Source organism: Neisseria gonorrhoeae (genome assembly GCF_013030075.1).
In the GTDB taxonomy this organism is placed as follows: Bacteria; Pseudomonadota; Gammaproteobacteria; order Burkholderiales; family Neisseriaceae; genus Neisseria; species Neisseria gonorrhoeae.
On sequence record NZ_AP023069.1, the window covers coordinates 1,584,900 to 1,599,336 of the forward strand.

At 53.0% G+C, this 14,437-nt stretch carries 10 protein-coding genes, 2 tRNA genes, 1 rRNA gene and 1 pseudogene; 4 read left to right on the forward strand and 10 right to left on the reverse strand.

Features of this window, described 5'->3' with window-relative positions; genetic code table 11:
• Positions 1–304: 304 nt before the first annotated feature.
• The 5 genes and pseudogenes from HT085_RS08310 to HT085_RS08330 all read right to left on the reverse strand — a co-directional run bounded on the left by HT085_RS08310 (position 305) and on the right by HT085_RS08330 (position 3,396).
• Positions 305–380: transfer RNA gene (locus HT085_RS08310), tRNA-Ala, on the reverse strand.
• 5 nt (positions 381–385) lie between these two features.
• Positions 386–462 (reverse strand) — tRNA-Ile (locus tag HT085_RS08315).
• A gap of 100 nt (positions 463–562) precedes the next feature.
• Positions 563–2,103, reverse strand: a 16S ribosomal RNA gene (locus HT085_RS08320).
• Between the two features lie 341 nt (positions 2,104–2,444).
• Positions 2,445–3,098, reverse strand: a pseudogene (locus tag HT085_RS08325) (TIGR01621 family pseudouridine synthase).
• Positions 3,052–3,396 (reverse strand): HAD hydrolase family protein, encoded by a 345-nt coding sequence (locus HT085_RS08330; RefSeq protein WP_003691787.1) that lies wholly within the window; start codon positions 3,394–3,396, stop codon positions 3,052–3,054. The pseudogene HT085_RS08325 and the gene HT085_RS08330 overlap by 47 nt, the downstream one beginning before the upstream one ends.
• 286 nt (positions 3,397–3,682) lie before the next feature.
• Here HT085_RS08330 and HT085_RS11930 point away from each other — a divergent pair, with 286 nt between their 5' ends.
• Complete coding sequence (locus HT085_RS11930; protein WP_003698918.1) at positions 3,683–3,844, forward strand: hypothetical protein; 162 nt, start codon at positions 3,683–3,685, stop codon at positions 3,842–3,844.
• Positions 3,845–3,863: 19 nt separating this feature from the next.
• Here the strand turns inward: HT085_RS11930 and HT085_RS08340 are convergent, their stop codons facing one another.
• Together HT085_RS08340 and HT085_RS08345 are read right to left on the reverse strand one after the other, a co-directional pair.
• Positions 3,864–4,517 (reverse strand): IS1595 family transposase, encoded by a 654-nt coding sequence (locus tag HT085_RS08340; protein WP_048596804.1) that lies wholly within the window; start codon positions 4,515–4,517, stop codon positions 3,864–3,866.
• Positions 4,518–4,608: 91 nt separating this feature from the next.
• Positions 4,609–4,947, reverse strand: a complete 339-nt coding sequence (locus tag HT085_RS08345) for a P-II family nitrogen regulator (RefSeq protein WP_002218119.1) — start codon at positions 4,945–4,947, stop codon at positions 4,609–4,611.
• Between the two features lie 150 nt (positions 4,948–5,097).
• Between HT085_RS08345 and purL the strand changes: the two genes are divergently transcribed.
• Positions 5,098–9,054 (forward strand): phosphoribosylformylglycinamidine synthase, encoded by a 3,957-nt coding sequence (gene purL / locus HT085_RS08350; protein ID WP_014580344.1) that lies wholly within the window; start codon positions 5,098–5,100, stop codon positions 9,052–9,054.
• A gap of 70 nt (positions 9,055–9,124) precedes the next feature.
• Here purL and HT085_RS08355 read toward each other — a convergent pair whose 3' ends face one another.
• Positions 9,125–10,339 carry an NADH:flavin oxidoreductase/NADH oxidase family protein gene (locus tag HT085_RS08355; RefSeq protein WP_308472334.1) on the reverse strand — a complete coding sequence of 405 codons (1,215 nt, stop codon included), beginning with the start codon at positions 10,337–10,339 and terminating at the stop codon, positions 9,125–9,127.
• A 70-nt stretch (positions 10,340–10,409) separates the two neighbouring features.
• A complete protein-coding gene (locus HT085_RS08360; RefSeq protein ID WP_003689616.1) occupies positions 10,410–10,721 on the reverse strand; it encodes an ArsR/SmtB family transcription factor in 312 nt (103 codons plus the stop codon).
• A gap of 231 nt (positions 10,722–10,952) precedes the next feature.
• Between HT085_RS08360 and gloB the strand changes: the two genes are divergently transcribed.
• Positions 10,953–11,705: a hydroxyacylglutathione hydrolase gene (gene gloB, locus HT085_RS08365; RefSeq protein ID WP_003689617.1), complete on the forward strand. Its 753-nt coding sequence runs from the start codon at positions 10,953–10,955 to the stop codon at positions 11,703–11,705.
• A 233-nt stretch (positions 11,706–11,938) separates the two neighbouring features.
• Entirely contained in the window at positions 11,939–13,393 is a 1,455-nt protein-coding gene (mgtE, locus tag HT085_RS08370) for a magnesium transporter (RefSeq protein ID WP_003689618.1), read from the forward strand.
• Positions 13,394–13,478: 85 nt separating this feature from the next.
• On the opposite strand, the gene hslO is transcribed toward mgtE, so the two are convergent.
• Positions 13,479–14,387, reverse strand: coding sequence for an Hsp33 family molecular chaperone HslO (hslO, locus tag HT085_RS08375; RefSeq protein WP_010358617.1), 909 nt, complete (start codon positions 14,385–14,387; stop codon positions 13,479–13,481).
• Positions 14,388–14,437 lie beyond the last annotated feature (50 nt).

The following is a 14,437-nucleotide window of genomic DNA, read 5'->3' on the forward strand; positions in this document are numbered from 1 at the left end:
GACTAAGTAAGCAAACTTGAAATCCCTACTTTGATAAAGCTTACTGCTTTGTTGTGTCTTAATCCTGCCTTTTGTGTTTCAGGATTAAGTCGATACAATCATCACCCAAATACTATGTTTGTTTTCTTTTCTCTTGCGAGAGATTTTTTATCCTTTGCAAAGAATAAAAAATCAAAACAAACTCATTGTCTTTGTTTGTTGATTTCGGCTTTCCAATTTGTTAAAGATCGATGCGTCGTTATTCTACTTCGCAAATCAAAATAAGCTGCTAAAAACAGCAAACTTGCTTTCATTTGTAAAGTTTTGGTGGAGGCAAACGGGATCGAACCGATGACCCCCTGCTTGCAAAGCAGGTGCTCTACCAACTGAGCTATGCCCCCGTTCTTGGTGGGTCTGGGAGGACTTGAACCTCCGACCCCACGCTTATCAAGCGTGTGCTCTAACCAGCTGAGCTACAAACCCGGTTTCCCTTCTTAAGCGAACCTTGCCTTCACTCAAGCTTCTTCCGCATCTTTTCAGTTTACCGATAAGTGTGAATGCCTAAAGCCCCTTCTTTCTCTAGAAAGGAGGTGATCCAGCCGCAGGTTCCCCTACGGCTACCTTGTTACGACTTCACCCCAGTCATGAAGCATACCGTGGTAAGCGGGCTCCTTGCGGTTACCCTACCTACTTCTGGTATCCCCCACTCCCATGGTGTGACGGGCGGTGTGTACAAGACCCGGGAACGTATTCACCGCAGTATGCTGACCTGCGATTACTAGCGATTCCGACTTCATGCACTCGAGTTGCAGAGTGCAATCCGGACTACGATCGGTTTTGTGAGATTGGCTCCGCCTCGCGGCTTGGCTACCCTCTGTACCGACCATTGTATGACGTGTGAAGCCCTGGTCATAAGGGCCATGAGGACTTGACGTCATCCCCACCTTCCTCCGGCTTGTCACCGGCAGTCTCATTAGAGTGCCCAACCGAATGATGGCAACTAATGACAAGGGTTGCGCTCGTTGCGGGACTTAACCCAACATCTCACGACACGAGCTGACGACAGCCATGCAGCACCTGTGTTACGGCTCCCGAAGGCACTCCTCCGTCTCCGGAGGATTCCGCACATGTCAAAACCAGGTAAGGTTCTTCGCGTTGCATCGAATTAATCCACATCATCCACCGCTTGTGCAGGTCCCCGTCAATTCCTTTGAGTTTTAATCTTGCGACCGTACTCCCCAGGCGGTCAATTTCACGCGTTAGCTACGCTACCAAGCAATCAAGTTGCCCAACAGCTAATTGACATCGTTTAGGGCGTGGACTACCAGGGTATCTAATCCTGTTTGCTACCCACGCTTTCGGACATGAACGTCAGTGTTATCCCAGGAGGCTGCCTTCGCCATCGGTATTCCTCCACATCTCTACGCATTTCACTGCTACACGTGGAATTCCACCTCCCTCTGACACACTCGAGTCACCCAGTTCAGAACGCAGTTCCCGGGTTGAGCCCGGGGATTTCACATCCTGCTTAAGTAACCGTCTGCGCCCGCTTTACGCCCAGTAATTCCGATTAACGCTCGCACCCTACGTATTACCGCGGCTGCTGGCACGTAGTTAGCCGGTGCTTATTCTTCAGGTACCGTCATCGGCCGCCGATATTGGCAACGGCCTTTTCTTCCCTGACAAAAGTCCTTTACAACCCGAAGGCCTTCTTCAGACACGCGGCATGGCTGGATCAGGCTTGCGCCCATTGTCCAAAATTCCCCACTGCTGCCTCCCGTAGGAGTCTGGGCCGTGTCTCAGTCCCAGTGTGGCGGATCATCCTCTCAGACCCGCTACTGATCGTCGCCTTGGTGGGCCTTTACCCCGCCAACCAGCTAATCAGATATCGGCCGCTCGGATAGCGCAAGGCCCGAAGGTCCCCTGCTTTCCCTCTCAAGACGTATGCGGTATTAGCTGATCTTTCGATCAGTTATCCCCCGCTACCCGGTACGTTCCGATATGTTACTCACCCGTTCGCCACTCGCCACCCGAGAAGCAAGCTTCCCTGTGCTGCCGTCCGACTTGCATGTGTAAAGCATGCCGCCAGCGTTCAATCTGAGCCAGGATCAAACTCTTATGTTCAATCTCTAACTTTTTAACTTCTGGTCTGCTTCAAAGAAACCGACAGGACAATGTTCAAAACATCATCTCGTCTGTCTTTCAAACAGTGCGAGGCCCAAGGCACTCACACTTATCGGTAATCTGTTTTGTTAAAGAGCGTTGCGAAATTATAAAGTATCCCTTCCGCCTGTCTAAGATATCTCTCGATATTTCCGACATTCCGTGCTATACTTTTCAGTTCGTCCGCCGCTTCGGCAGCGGCGAAGAACCGAACTATACGCTTAAAGAGATTTGCGGTCAACCGTTTTTTGAAAAAATTTTATAAAAATATTTATCATATTGTTTTAATTGATTTATATCTATTAACCTGCTTTTGCCATATAAAATTCTTCCAGTGCATGAGAGATATTTTCGGCCTGCCATGCATTTTTCAAAGGTGCGGTAATTTCGATTTCTTGTTGTTGATAGGTAAATTGTATTTTTCACGCATACAGGAACATAGTTTCGGATTCTGTTCCTCCATACAGGCTGTCCCCAAATATAGAGCTGCCCAGACTCTTCATTACCACCCTCAACTGATGTGTCTTACCCGTATGTGGCTCAAGGATGAACAGCCGCATTTTTTCACTGATGCGGATACTGAAAAACCGGGTAACGGCAATATTTTCCATATTGCGCGTCAGCTTCCACATCCCGCGCCTGGATTTTTCCATGCCGCCTTTTATCCATCCTTGTTTTTTGGACGGTTTGCGGTCGGACAAAGCCAAATAGGTTTTCTTCATTTTCCTTTCGGCAAACTGTGCGGCAAGAACAGCGGCACTTTGGGGATTAAGGGCAAACAGCAATATGCCTCCGGCCTGCTTGTCCAACCTGTGCAGCAACCATACCTTTTCTACGCCCAACTGTGCCGCAAGTGTTGCCGTCAGACTGACTTCGCCGCCGGAACGGTGGACGGATATGCCTTGAGGTTTATTGATGGCGACAAAATCTTGGTATCTGAATAAGATTTCCCACATATGATGTTTTGTAAAGCTCGAGAACTAATTCTTCAGGCAAACTATTGCTATAAAGCAAATTACCCTGTAAATCCCGTACACGAGCACCGTTTGATGTAATCATAACCGCACGTTCCGCACCGATTTTTCCAAGAATGGATGACATATCGGTATGATTGCGTCCTGTTGCCAAAATAATATCTACGCCTTTTTGCTCTAATACTCTCAGAGTATCAATGGTAAGATCACCCACTAAATGTTCAGGTGTTAAAAGTGTGCCACCTAAATCAGACACCATTGCCCGAAAAGGTAAATTCATAAAAACCTCAAAAAATAAACTATACTTATCACATCACTAAATATACAGGAACAATACGACATTAAAATACGGGAATTATTTCGATTGACGGGGGGGGGGAGTTATCCTATACTATTGATACTGAATGAAATGATATGAAGTAATGTTATGTATATAGGTCGTCCGCGATAGCGGCTGGTATTTTGTTAATGAGTGCTTTGTCTTCTTATGGGGCGGATTCTACTTTGCAAGAAGGTAATAATGGCTCCTTATCATGGAACGATAAAGCATCGGCATCTAAAATTGAGTGGCATTGGGTACTTCTGCTAATGCATCGAATTTTGGTATTTCCTTAGGGAAAAGCAGTGCTGCCAGTGGTACGAAAGGAATTGCAGTGGGGACATCTTCTCAGGCAACAAATTTAAGTGCGGTGGCAATTGGTACTGAAAGTAAGGCACAAAATAAATAGGGGCTGTACTAGATTATCCCTAAATTCCACACCGATCCCGCAGGATTTTTAGCTGCCGGGACGGTGTGCCGAAGTTAAATCGAAATTCGCATTCCCTCAACAACGGCGGGAAAGGTTTACGATCGATTCCGTTGTATTTCCGCAAGGCGCGTTTTGCCTGATTCCAAAAATCCCCAATGCCGTTAATGTGGTTCCGACGGTCTGCAAATTCCTTGGAACGGTTGATGCGGCAACGGGTAAAACCGCCCGCGTCCGACTTGCCGCGGCTGCCCGGGCTATCGGCATAAACAATACCGTCCGGCATGATTTTCTTTTTGACGGCAGGGAGCAACGTTTCAGGCTCGGCATTGTCCGCGGCAACGGTATAGGCCCGCCCGTTGCGTTTCGGAATGCCGAAGACAACCGCTTTTCCTGCCGCGCCGCGACCGCGTCTGCCTTTACGCCGTACGCCGAAACAGCTTCCGCCCGGCCCGGCGGGGCCCTCGAAAACCTCATCGGCAGCCAAGGCCAAACGATGGTTGGTAACCGTGCGGATTTTACGGTAAAACAGTGCCGCCGAATCGGGATGGATACCCAAAATATCGGCGGCAGAACGGGCGGTAACTTCCGGTACAAAAGAACGGAGCGGTTCTTTTTGTACTTCTTTCTTTAATTTGCAGTGTGTTATCTTCATATTTCGAGGGTAACATATCTGCTAATCTGGTACAGACCCAAAAACAAATGCCGTCTGAAAGCCTTTCAGACGGCATTTCCATTCCAAACGCTCAAACCGCCGCGTCCGAACGTTCGCCCGTGCGGATACGGATTGCCTCCTCGACCGGCAGCACAAAAATCTTGCCGTCGCCGATTTTGCCCGAACGCGCCACCTCGACAATCACGTCAATCGCGCGTTCCACGGCATCATCCGCCAACACCAACTCGATTTTGACCTTGGGCAGGAAATCGACGGCGTATTCCGCACCGCGATAGATTTCCGTATGCCCCTTCTGCCTGCCGAACCCTTTGACCTCGCTGACGGTCATGCCCGTAATGCCGATTTCCGTCAACGCCTCGCGCACGTCGTCGAGCTTGAACGGTTTGACAATCGCCTCGATTTTTTTCATAAAATTTCCTTTGAACAAACAATACAAACACATCCGAAAAACGGGAACCCCCGTCAGATTGTCAACATTTTAAACCAAAATACCCAAGCAATACAGCCCCCGTTGCGCATATAATGACAGCTTTTCCAACCGCATTTGAGAGCCGAATCCATGTCTGTTGTTTTGCCCTTGCGCGGCGTTACCGCCCTTTCCGATTTCCGTGTCGAAAAACTCTTGCAAAAAGCCGCCGCACTCGGCCTGCCCGAAGTCAAATTAAGCAGCGAATTTTGGTATTTCGCCGGCAGCGAGAAAGCACTTGATGCCGCGACTGTCGAAAAACTGCAAGCCTTGTTGGCGGCGCAAAGCGTTGAACAAACGCCCGAAGCGCGCGAGGGTTTGCATTTGTTTTTGGTAACGCCCCGTTTGGGTACGATTTCGCCGTGGGCTTCCAAGGCGACCAATATCGCGGAAAACTGCGGTTTGGCAGGCATCGAACGCATCGAGCGCGGTATGGCGGTGTGGCTGGAAGGTGCGCTTACCGATGAACAGAAACAGCAATGGGCGGCGTTGCTGCACGACCGCATGACCGAATCCGTGCTGCCCGATTTTCAGACGGCATCCAAATTATTCCACCATCTCAAATCCGAAACCTTCTCCACCGTCGATGTTTTGGGCGGCGGTAAAGAGGCTTTGGTCAAAGCCAATACCGAAACGGGTTTGGCACTCTCCGCCGACGAAATCGATTATCTGGTTGAAAACTATCAGGCTTTGCAGCGCAATCCGTCCGATGTGGAGCTGATGATGTTCGCGCAGGCAAACAGCGAACACTGCCGCCACAAAATCTTCAACGCCGATTTCATCCTCAACGGCGAAAAACAACCGAAATCCCTGTTCGGCATGATACGCGACACGCACAACGCGCATCCCGAAGGTACGGTCGTCGCCTATAAAGACAATTCGTCCGTGATCAAAGGCGCGAAAATCGAGCGTTTCTATCCGAATGCAGCGGAAAACCAAGGCTACCGTTTCCACGAGGAAGACACCCACATCATCATGAAAGTGGAAACGCACAACCACCCGACCGCCATCGCGCCGTTTGCGGGCGCGGCAACAGGCGCGGGCGGCGAAATCCGCGACGAAGGTGCGACGGGCAAAGGTTCGCGTCCGAAAGCGGGCTTGACCGGCTTTACCGTGTCCAACCTCAACATCCCCGACCTCAAACAGCCGTGGGAACAAGACTACGGCAAGCCGGAACACATTTCCTCGCCGTTGGACATCATGATTGAAGGCCCGATTGGCGGTGCGGCGTTCAACAACGAATTCGGCCGCCCGAACCTCTTGGGCTACTTCCGCACCTTTGAAGAAAAATTTGACGGTCAGGTTCGCGGCTACCACAAACCGATTATGATTGCCGGCGGTTTGGGCAGCATTCAGGCGCAGCAGACGCACAAAGACGAAATCCCCGAAGGCGCACTGCTGATCCAACTGGGCGGCCCGGGCATGCTCATCGGCTTGGGCGGCGGTGCGGCTTCTTCGATGGATACCGGTACAAATGATGCGTCTTTGGACTTCAACTCCGTACAACGCGGCAACCCTGAAATCGAACGCCGCGCGCAGGAAGTCATCGACCGCTGCTGGCAGCTCGGCGACCAAAACCCGATTATCTCCATCCACGACGTGGGCGCGGGCGGCTTGTCCAACGCTTTCCCTGAATTGGTCAACGATGCCGGACGCGGCGCGGTATTCGAGCTGCGCGAAGTGCCGTTGGAAGAACACGGTTTAACGCCTTTGCAAATCTGGTGTAACGAATCGCAAGAGCGTTATGTCTTGTCGATTTTGGAAAAAGATTTGGACACCTTCCGCGCCATCTGCGAACGCGAACGCTGCCCGTTTGCCGTAGTCGGCACGGCGACCGACGACGGTCATTTGAAAGTGCGCGACGATTTGTTCTCCAACAACCCCGTCGATTTGCCGCTGAACGTCTTGCTCGGCAAACCGCCCAAAACCACGCGTACCGACAAAACGGTTACGCCGTCCAAAAAACCGTTTCACGCGGGCGATATCGACATCACCGAAGCCGCCTACCGCGTTTTGCGCCTGCCTGCCGTAGCCGCCAAAAACTTCCTGATTACCATCGGCGACCGCAGCGTCGGCGGCATGACCCACCGCGACCAAATGGTCGGCAAATACCAAACCCCCGTAGCCGACTGCGCCGTTACCATGATGGGCTTCAACACCTATCGCGGCGAAGCGATGTCTATGGGCGAAAAACCGGCCGTCGCCCTGTTTGACGCGCCCGCCTCGGGCAGAATGTGCGTCGGCGAAGCCATCACCAACATCGCGGCAGTCAACATCGGCGACATCGGCAACATCAAACTTTCCGCCAACTGGATGGCGGCGTGCGGCAACGAAGGCGAAGACGAAAAACTCTACCGCACCGTCGAAGCCGTTTCTAAAGCCTGCCAGGCATTGGATTTGAGCATTCCCGTAGGTAAAGACAGCCTGTCGATGAAAACCGTGTGGCAGGACGGCGAAGAGAAAAAATCCGTGGTTTCGCCGTTGAGCCTGATTATTTCCGCGTTCGCGCCTGTTAAAGACGTGCGAAAAACCGTTACGCCCGAATTGAAAAACGTCGAAGGCAGCGTATTGCTGTTTATCGATTTGGGCTTCGGCAAAGCGCGCATGGGCGGCTCGGCGTTCGGTCAGGTGTACAACAACATGAGCGGCGACGCGCCCGATTTGGACGATGCAGGCCGTCTGAAAGCGTTTTACAGCGTAATTCAACAGCTTGTCGCCGAAGACAAACTTTTGGCGTATCACGACCGCAGCGACGGCGGTTTGTTTGCGACGCTGGCGGAAATGGCGTTTGCGGCACGGTGCGGTATTAGTGCCGATATAGATTGCCTGATGGATAAATTCCTGCCGATTCATCTCCCGGATTTTCAAGGCGACCCTGCCGAAGACTTATCTGACGAACTTTATAATCATGCCGCCATTAAAATCTTATTCAATGAAGAATTAGGCGCGGTTATCCAAATCCGCCAAAAAGATAGGGATTATGTTGATGCGGCATTTGAAACGGCCGGCTTAACCGATGCGGTCAGCCGGATTGGCTCTCCTGATTTTGACAATGAGTTTATTTCTTTCTTTGGTTACGGTTATTTCTTGGAACAAAACCGCGCCGACCTGCAACGCGCGTGGCAGGAAACCAGCCACGCCATCCAACGCCTGCGCGACAACCCTGCCTGCGCCGACAGCGAGTTCGCCCTGATTGGCGACAACGAACACAGCGCATTGTTTGCCGACGTGAAGTTCGACGTGAACGAAGACATCGCCGCGCCGTTTATCAACAGTGGCGCGAAACCTAAAATCGCCATCCTGCGCGAACAGGGCGTAAACGGGCAAATCGAAATGGCCGCCGCCTTCACCCGCGCCGGATTCGATGCCTACGACGTGCATATGTCCGACCTGATGGCTGGCCGCTTCCGCCTTGCCGACTTCAAAATGCTGGCGGCGTGCGGCGGCTTCAGCTACGGCGACGTACTCGGCGCGGGTGAAGGCTGGGCGAAATCCATCCTGTTCCACCCTGCCTTGCGCGACCAATTCGCCGCCTTCTTTGCCGATCCGAACACGCTGACATTGGGCGTGTGCAACGGCTGCCAAATGGTCAGCAACCTTGCCGAAATTATCCCGGGCGCAGAAACATGGCCGAAGTTCAAACGCAACCTGAGCGAGCAGTTTGAAGCGCGCCTGAATATGGTTCACGTCCCCAAATCAGCGTCGCTGATTTTGAACGAAATGCAAGACTCCAGCCTGCCTGTCGTGGTCAGCCACGGCGAAGGCCGCGCCGACTTCGCGCTTCACGGCGGCAATATTTCCGCCGATTTGGGCATCGCGCTGCAATATGTGGACGGTCAAAACCAGGTTACCCAAACCTATCCGCTCAACCCCAACGGCTCGCCGCAGGGCATCGCCGGCATTACCAACGCCGACGGCCGCGTTACCATTATGATGCCCCACCCCGAACGCGTGTACCGTGCCGCACAAATGAGCCGGAAACCGGAAGGCTGGACGGAACTGTCCGGCTGGTACCGCCTCTTTGCCGGCGCACGTAAAGCCTTGGGCTAAACCGTCTGCCCAAACAAATGCCGTCTAAAAAAGGTTTTGAAACCCGTTTCAGACGGCATTTTGACCATTCTCAAGCCCTGCCGGTACTCAATCCCGCTTTACCGTTTTCCCGCAAAGTTTTCAGCAATACTTTCCACGCCGACAATTTAGGGTTGGACTGTTTTCCTTGTCCGATCAAATCCATTTGCGTCATATACCAGTTCATTTCTAACATTGCACCCGCTTTTTTATCAACAAATGCTACGCCAGTTTGGATGCGGTCTGCTTGTACGGTTTGGTAAGTTCTGTTTTGCATTTTGTTCGCCAAATCAGGGACTAAGGCAAACGGGCGGGCTATGCCGACCAAATCCAAATGACCGCTGGATAAGGCATCTTCCATGGCGGTTTGCGAACGGAATCCGCCGGTGATAATCAGCGGGGCTTGGCTGGCTGCACGGGCTTTTTCGGCGTAATCGATGAAGAAGGCTTCGCGTTTGCGGGTGCTGTCTTTGGCGGCGAGCATTTGCGGGCTTTCGTAGTTGCCACCGGAAACTTCAATAAAATCAATGCCCATTTCCGACAGTTTTTGCACCACCTGCACCGATTCGCTTTCGTCAAATCCGCCTTTTTGGAAATCTGCCGAATTGAGTTTTACGCCCACCAAGAAATCTTTGCCCGCGGCAGCGCGAATAGCGGTGTAGGTTTCCAAAAGGAAGCGCATACGGTTTTCCAAACTGCCGCCCCATTGGTCTTGGCGGCGGTTGTGGTGCGGCGAGAGGAATTGGCTGATGAGATAACCGTGTACGGCGTAAATTTGTACGCCTGAAAAGCCTGCCTGTTCGGCAATTTTGGCAGTTTGTACGAATTGCTGAATCAGCCCGTTGATTTCATCGGCACTCAATTCGCGCGGCGGATTGATAAAGCCATTCATGCCCACCAGCGGCACGGCGCTCGGTGCAAGCGGTGTTTTATTGACCACCGCAGGCGACTGTTTGCCCGCATGATTGATTTGCATGATGAGCAGCGTGTCGTTTTGCATGCGGGCTTTCGCCCATTTTTTCAGCATTTCAAGGGCGCGGTCGTCTGAAATCAACACATCGTTTATCGAACCTTTGCCGCTTTCAGCCACCATCACATTGCCCGTCACCAAAACGCCTGCGCCGCCTTCTGCCCAAGCGCCGTACAGGCGGACAAGTTTTTCAGACGGCTGGTCGTTTTGGGCAAGTTGCTCTTCCATGGCGGATTTGAAGATACGGTTTTTGGCGGTTTTGCCGTTTTGAAAAGTGAATGGCGTGAATAATATGATCGTTCCTTTAAGTTGATAAGTTTAAAAATGTAAACGTATTTGGGTAAAAATAAAGGGCCAACGGATAACCCTATTTTGAAAGCGGGCAATTTTGAGCCATCAAATCGGCAAGCTGTTTCAATCTCGCCACCGCATCCGCCATGGCAATACTGTAAAACCGCTCTTTGCCGACCTGCTCCACCGCCACCGCTCCGGCTTGCAGCATGATTTTTAAATGGTGCGACACAGCAGGGCGCGACAGATGCAGATGCTCGGTCAGCTCATTCACATTCATCCTACCGTGTTTCCACAATACATGCAGGATCTGATGGCGGTTTTCATCGCTCAATACGGTAAAAATGGGTATGCACTCGCGCATTAAATTCATGGTTTGTTGCGGCATATTCGATCTATTGAGTTTATATATTTAAAAATTCGAACGTATTTTAGAGGGAAGGTCGGCAGTTATCAAAGGCAGTTTGGTTTGCAGTTTGGCAATATATTGTTGCTGAAAGGTTTTTATAAGAAAAAATGCCGCCTGAAACAGCATGATGGCGTTTGCTAGGGTTCCGCTGTATATTAACGCCTTTCGGATACACCTTTCAGACGGCATCCGAACCATCAAGGAACACTCATGAAAATTACCCCCGTCAAAGCCCTGACCGACAACTACATCTGGATGATACAGCACGGCAACCATGCCGTCTGCGTCGATCCTTCCGAACCCTCGCCCGTCTTGGAATTCCTCGTACGCAACCGACTCATGCTCGCCCAAACCTGGGTAACGCACCCCCATCCCGACCACGAAGGCGGTGCGGCGGCACTCTGGCGCGGCTACATGGAATCGCCCGTTTACGGCGAATCCGACATCGAAGCCGCCACCCACACCGTAACCGCCGGCACACGATTCACCTTCGGCAACGGTCAGGTTACCGTTTGGGCAACACCCGGCCACACAGACCGCCACACCAGCTACCTTCTCGAAACTTCAGACGGCATACACGTTTTCTGCGGCGACACCCTTTTTTCCGCCGGCTGCGGACGCGTGTTTACCGGCACGGTCGAACAGCTTTACGACAACTTCCAACGGTTCAACCAATTACCCGAAGGCACCCTGTTCTATCCGGCACACGAATACACCGCCGCCAACCTGCGTTTCGCCGCCCATATCGAGCCGGACAACGCCGACATTCAGACGGCATTGAAGGCGGCGGAACACACGCCCACCCTGCCCGTTACCCTCGCGCACGAACGCCGCGTCAACCCGTTCTTACGGACAGAAATCCCCGCCGTCCGCCAACGTGCCGAAGCCCTGGTCGGCAAAACGCTGAACAGCGGTTTGGAAGTATTCGCCGCCCTGCGCGAACTGAAAAACGCCTACCGCTGACCTGCCCTCCGAAAAATGCCGTCTGAAACCCGCGTTTCAGACGGCATTTGCGTTAAAAATAGTAAACCGTTTCAAAAGGGAGTAGAATAGTGCTGTTTCCAATCCCGTGCCTGATTTTTCGGGCTTTTATTATGGACCTTCCCAGTTCGTTTTTACTGAACACCCCTTCCGATTCCAAACGACAATAACCATCCCGCCGGAATGCCTCCCCGCACACGGCGGGCGGAGCATTTATGAGCATCGAACACACTCCTCCGACACACGACGGCGAAACCGGTCAAAACCATGCCGAACGCCCTTCCGCCGATTTCGACCGTGTCCACTCCCTCTGCGAAATCCTCGAACCTGCTTTTGAACAAATCGAAAACGGCACACCGCTCGAAGATGCGCCGCTGCGCGACAAACTGACCGAGCTGACCGTCCTCTTGGCCGAGTTGCACCCTGCCGACGTGGCCGACGTCTTGGAGTCCCTGCCGCCGCGCGAACGCAATATCGTTTGGCTTCTGGTCAAACCCGAAGACGACGGCGAAGTATTGCTGGAAGTATCCGACGCGGTGCGAGAAACGCTGATCGAGTCAATGGACAAGGACGAATTGTTGGCGGCGGTCGATGATTTGGATGCGGACGAATTGGCGGAGCTGGCAGACGATTTGCCGCACCAAGTGGTTTATGAAGCCTTACAGACGCGCGATGAGGAAGAGCGCGCCCAAGTCAAGGCGGCAATGTCGTATGAAGACAACCAAGTCGGTGCGATTATGGACTTCGAGTTGGTCTGCATCCGCGCCGATGTCGCCTGCGAAGTGGTGCTGCGTTATCTGCGCCGCTTCGACAGCCTGCCCGACCATACCGACAAGATTTTTGTCGTCGATGAAAACGACGTGCTGCAGGGCGTGCTGCCCATCCGCAAACTTTTGGTCGCCGATCCCGAAGATTTGGTGGAAAACGTGATGGCGAAAGATGTCGTGCGTTTCCGCGCCGAGGACGACGTGGAAGAAGCGGCGCAGGCGTTTGAACGCTACGACTTGGTTACCGCGCCCGTCGTTGATGAAAACAAAAAGCTCATCGGCAGGATTACCATCGACGAGATGGTGGACGTGATCCGCGAAGAATCCGAAGCGGATATGTTGAACATGGCAGGTTTGCAGGAAGAGGAAGACCTGTTCGCCCCCGTCTTGGATTCCGTCAAAAACCGCTGGATGTGGCTCGCCGTCAACCTCTGCACCGCCTTCCTCGCCAGCCGCGTCATCGGCGCGTTTGAAGGCAGTATCGAAAAAATCGTCGCACTCGCCGCGCTGATGCCCATCGTCGCCGGCATCGGCGGTAACTCGGGCAACCAGACGATTACCATGATTGTCCGCGCGATGGCGATGGGGCAGCTGACGGATATGCAGGCGGGAAGGCTGTTGAAAAAAGAAGTCGGCGTCGCCTTGGTCAACGGCATTATTTGGGGGACGGTGATGGGAGCGGTTTCGTGGCTGCTTTACGGCAGCCTCGGCATCGGTTTGGTCATGGTTGCCGCGATGACGCTCAACCTCCTGCTGGCGGCAACGGTCGGCGTATTGATTCCCGTGGTAATGGAAAAATTCGGACGCGATCCCGCGCTGGGCAGCTCGGTGCTGATTACCGCCGTTACCGACTCCGGCGGCTTCCTCATTTTCTTGAGTCTCGCCACCCTGTTCCTGCTTTAAATGCCGTCCCGACCCGCGCAAAAATGCCGTCTGAAGCAGAAGCTGCTTCAGACGGCATTCGACCATTCATCCTTGTTGCTCAAGATTATTGGACGGTATGTCGGGGCAGCCCTTTGGCAACGCCGACCACATCCTCCCCGAACAGCGCGTTGACATCGGTTTCATCAAACACGTATTTGCTGTGGCAGAAGTCGCAATCGACTTCGATGCTGCCTTGTTCCGCCACCACGCCGCCGACTTCTTCCCCGCCCAGCATCAACAGCATATCGCTGACCTTGCCCCGAGAACAGGTACATGAGGATTCAAACGTTTCCGGCTCGAACACGCGCGGCGGCGTTTCGTGGAACAGGCGGTATAAAACGTGTTGCGCGTCCAATTCTGCCAGCTCCTCCGCCGTCAGCGTGCGCGCCAGCGTACTGACGTGTTCCCATGCCTCTTCATCCAACACCTCTTCAGGCAGACGCTGCACCAGCAGCCCGCCCGCCGCTTCATCGCTTGCAGACAGGGCGATGTGCGTATCAAGCTGTTCGGAACGTTTCATATAGTTCACCAACATTTGCGCGATGCTGCCGCCTTCCAAAGGCACTACGCCCTGCCAGGGTTCGCCGTCTTTGGGTTGCAGCGTCAATACGAACACGCCGTTGCCGCCCAAAAGGTCGCCGAGGCTTTCGTCATCGGCTATTTCTGCGGTTTCGTCCCACCGCGCGGTTGCACGGACGGTACGGTCGGAAGTCGCTTCCGCAACCAGCATTTTCAGTTTTCCCTGCCCCTGAACCTGCACAATCAGCGTGCCTTCGTTTTTAAGGTTGCCCGACAGCAGAACGCCGGCAGCCAGTAGCTCTCCCAAGGCGCAGCGGATGGCGGCGGGATAGTTTTTCTGTTTTACAATGTGCTGCCACACGTTTTCCAGACGGACGTGCAGCCCGCGCACGGGCATATCGTCGAAGATAAAGCGGGTACGCGCATCGGCGCGGTTGATGGCGGTTTGATTCATGATTTTCTCTGACTGATTGTTCGGATGGCGGCTATATGGTTGCGGTCGGC

Bases quoted from the DNA above. Each gene is read 5' to 3' on its own strand.
- mgtE (WP_003689618.1), top strand. From the start codon at position 11,939: ATGAGCATCGAACACACTCCTCCGACACACGACGGCGAAACCGGTCAA.
- gloB (WP_003689617.1), top strand. From the start codon at position 10,953: ATGAAAATTACCCCCGTCAAAGCCCTGACCGACAACTACATCTGGATG.
- purL (WP_014580344.1), top strand. From the start codon at position 5,098: ATGTCTGTTGTTTTGCCCTTGCGCGGCGTTACCGCCCTTTCCGATTTC.
- HT085_RS08345 (WP_002218119.1), bottom strand. From the start codon at position 4,947: ATGAAAAAAATCGAGGCGATTGTCAAACCGTTCAAGCTCGACGACGTG.
- hslO (WP_010358617.1), bottom strand. From the start codon at position 14,387: ATGAATCAAACCGCCATCAACCGCGCCGATGCGCGTACCCGCTTTATC.
- HT085_RS08360 (WP_003689616.1), bottom strand. From the start codon at position 10,721: ATGCCGCAACAAACCATGAATTTAATGCGCGAGTGCATACCCATTTTT.
- HT085_RS08340 (WP_048596804.1), bottom strand. From the start codon at position 4,517: ATGAAGATAACACACTGCAAATTAAAGAAAGAAGTACAAAAAGAACCG.
- HT085_RS08330 (WP_003691787.1), bottom strand. From the start codon at position 3,396: ATGAATTTACCTTTTCGGGCAATGGTGTCTGATTTAGGTGGCACACTT.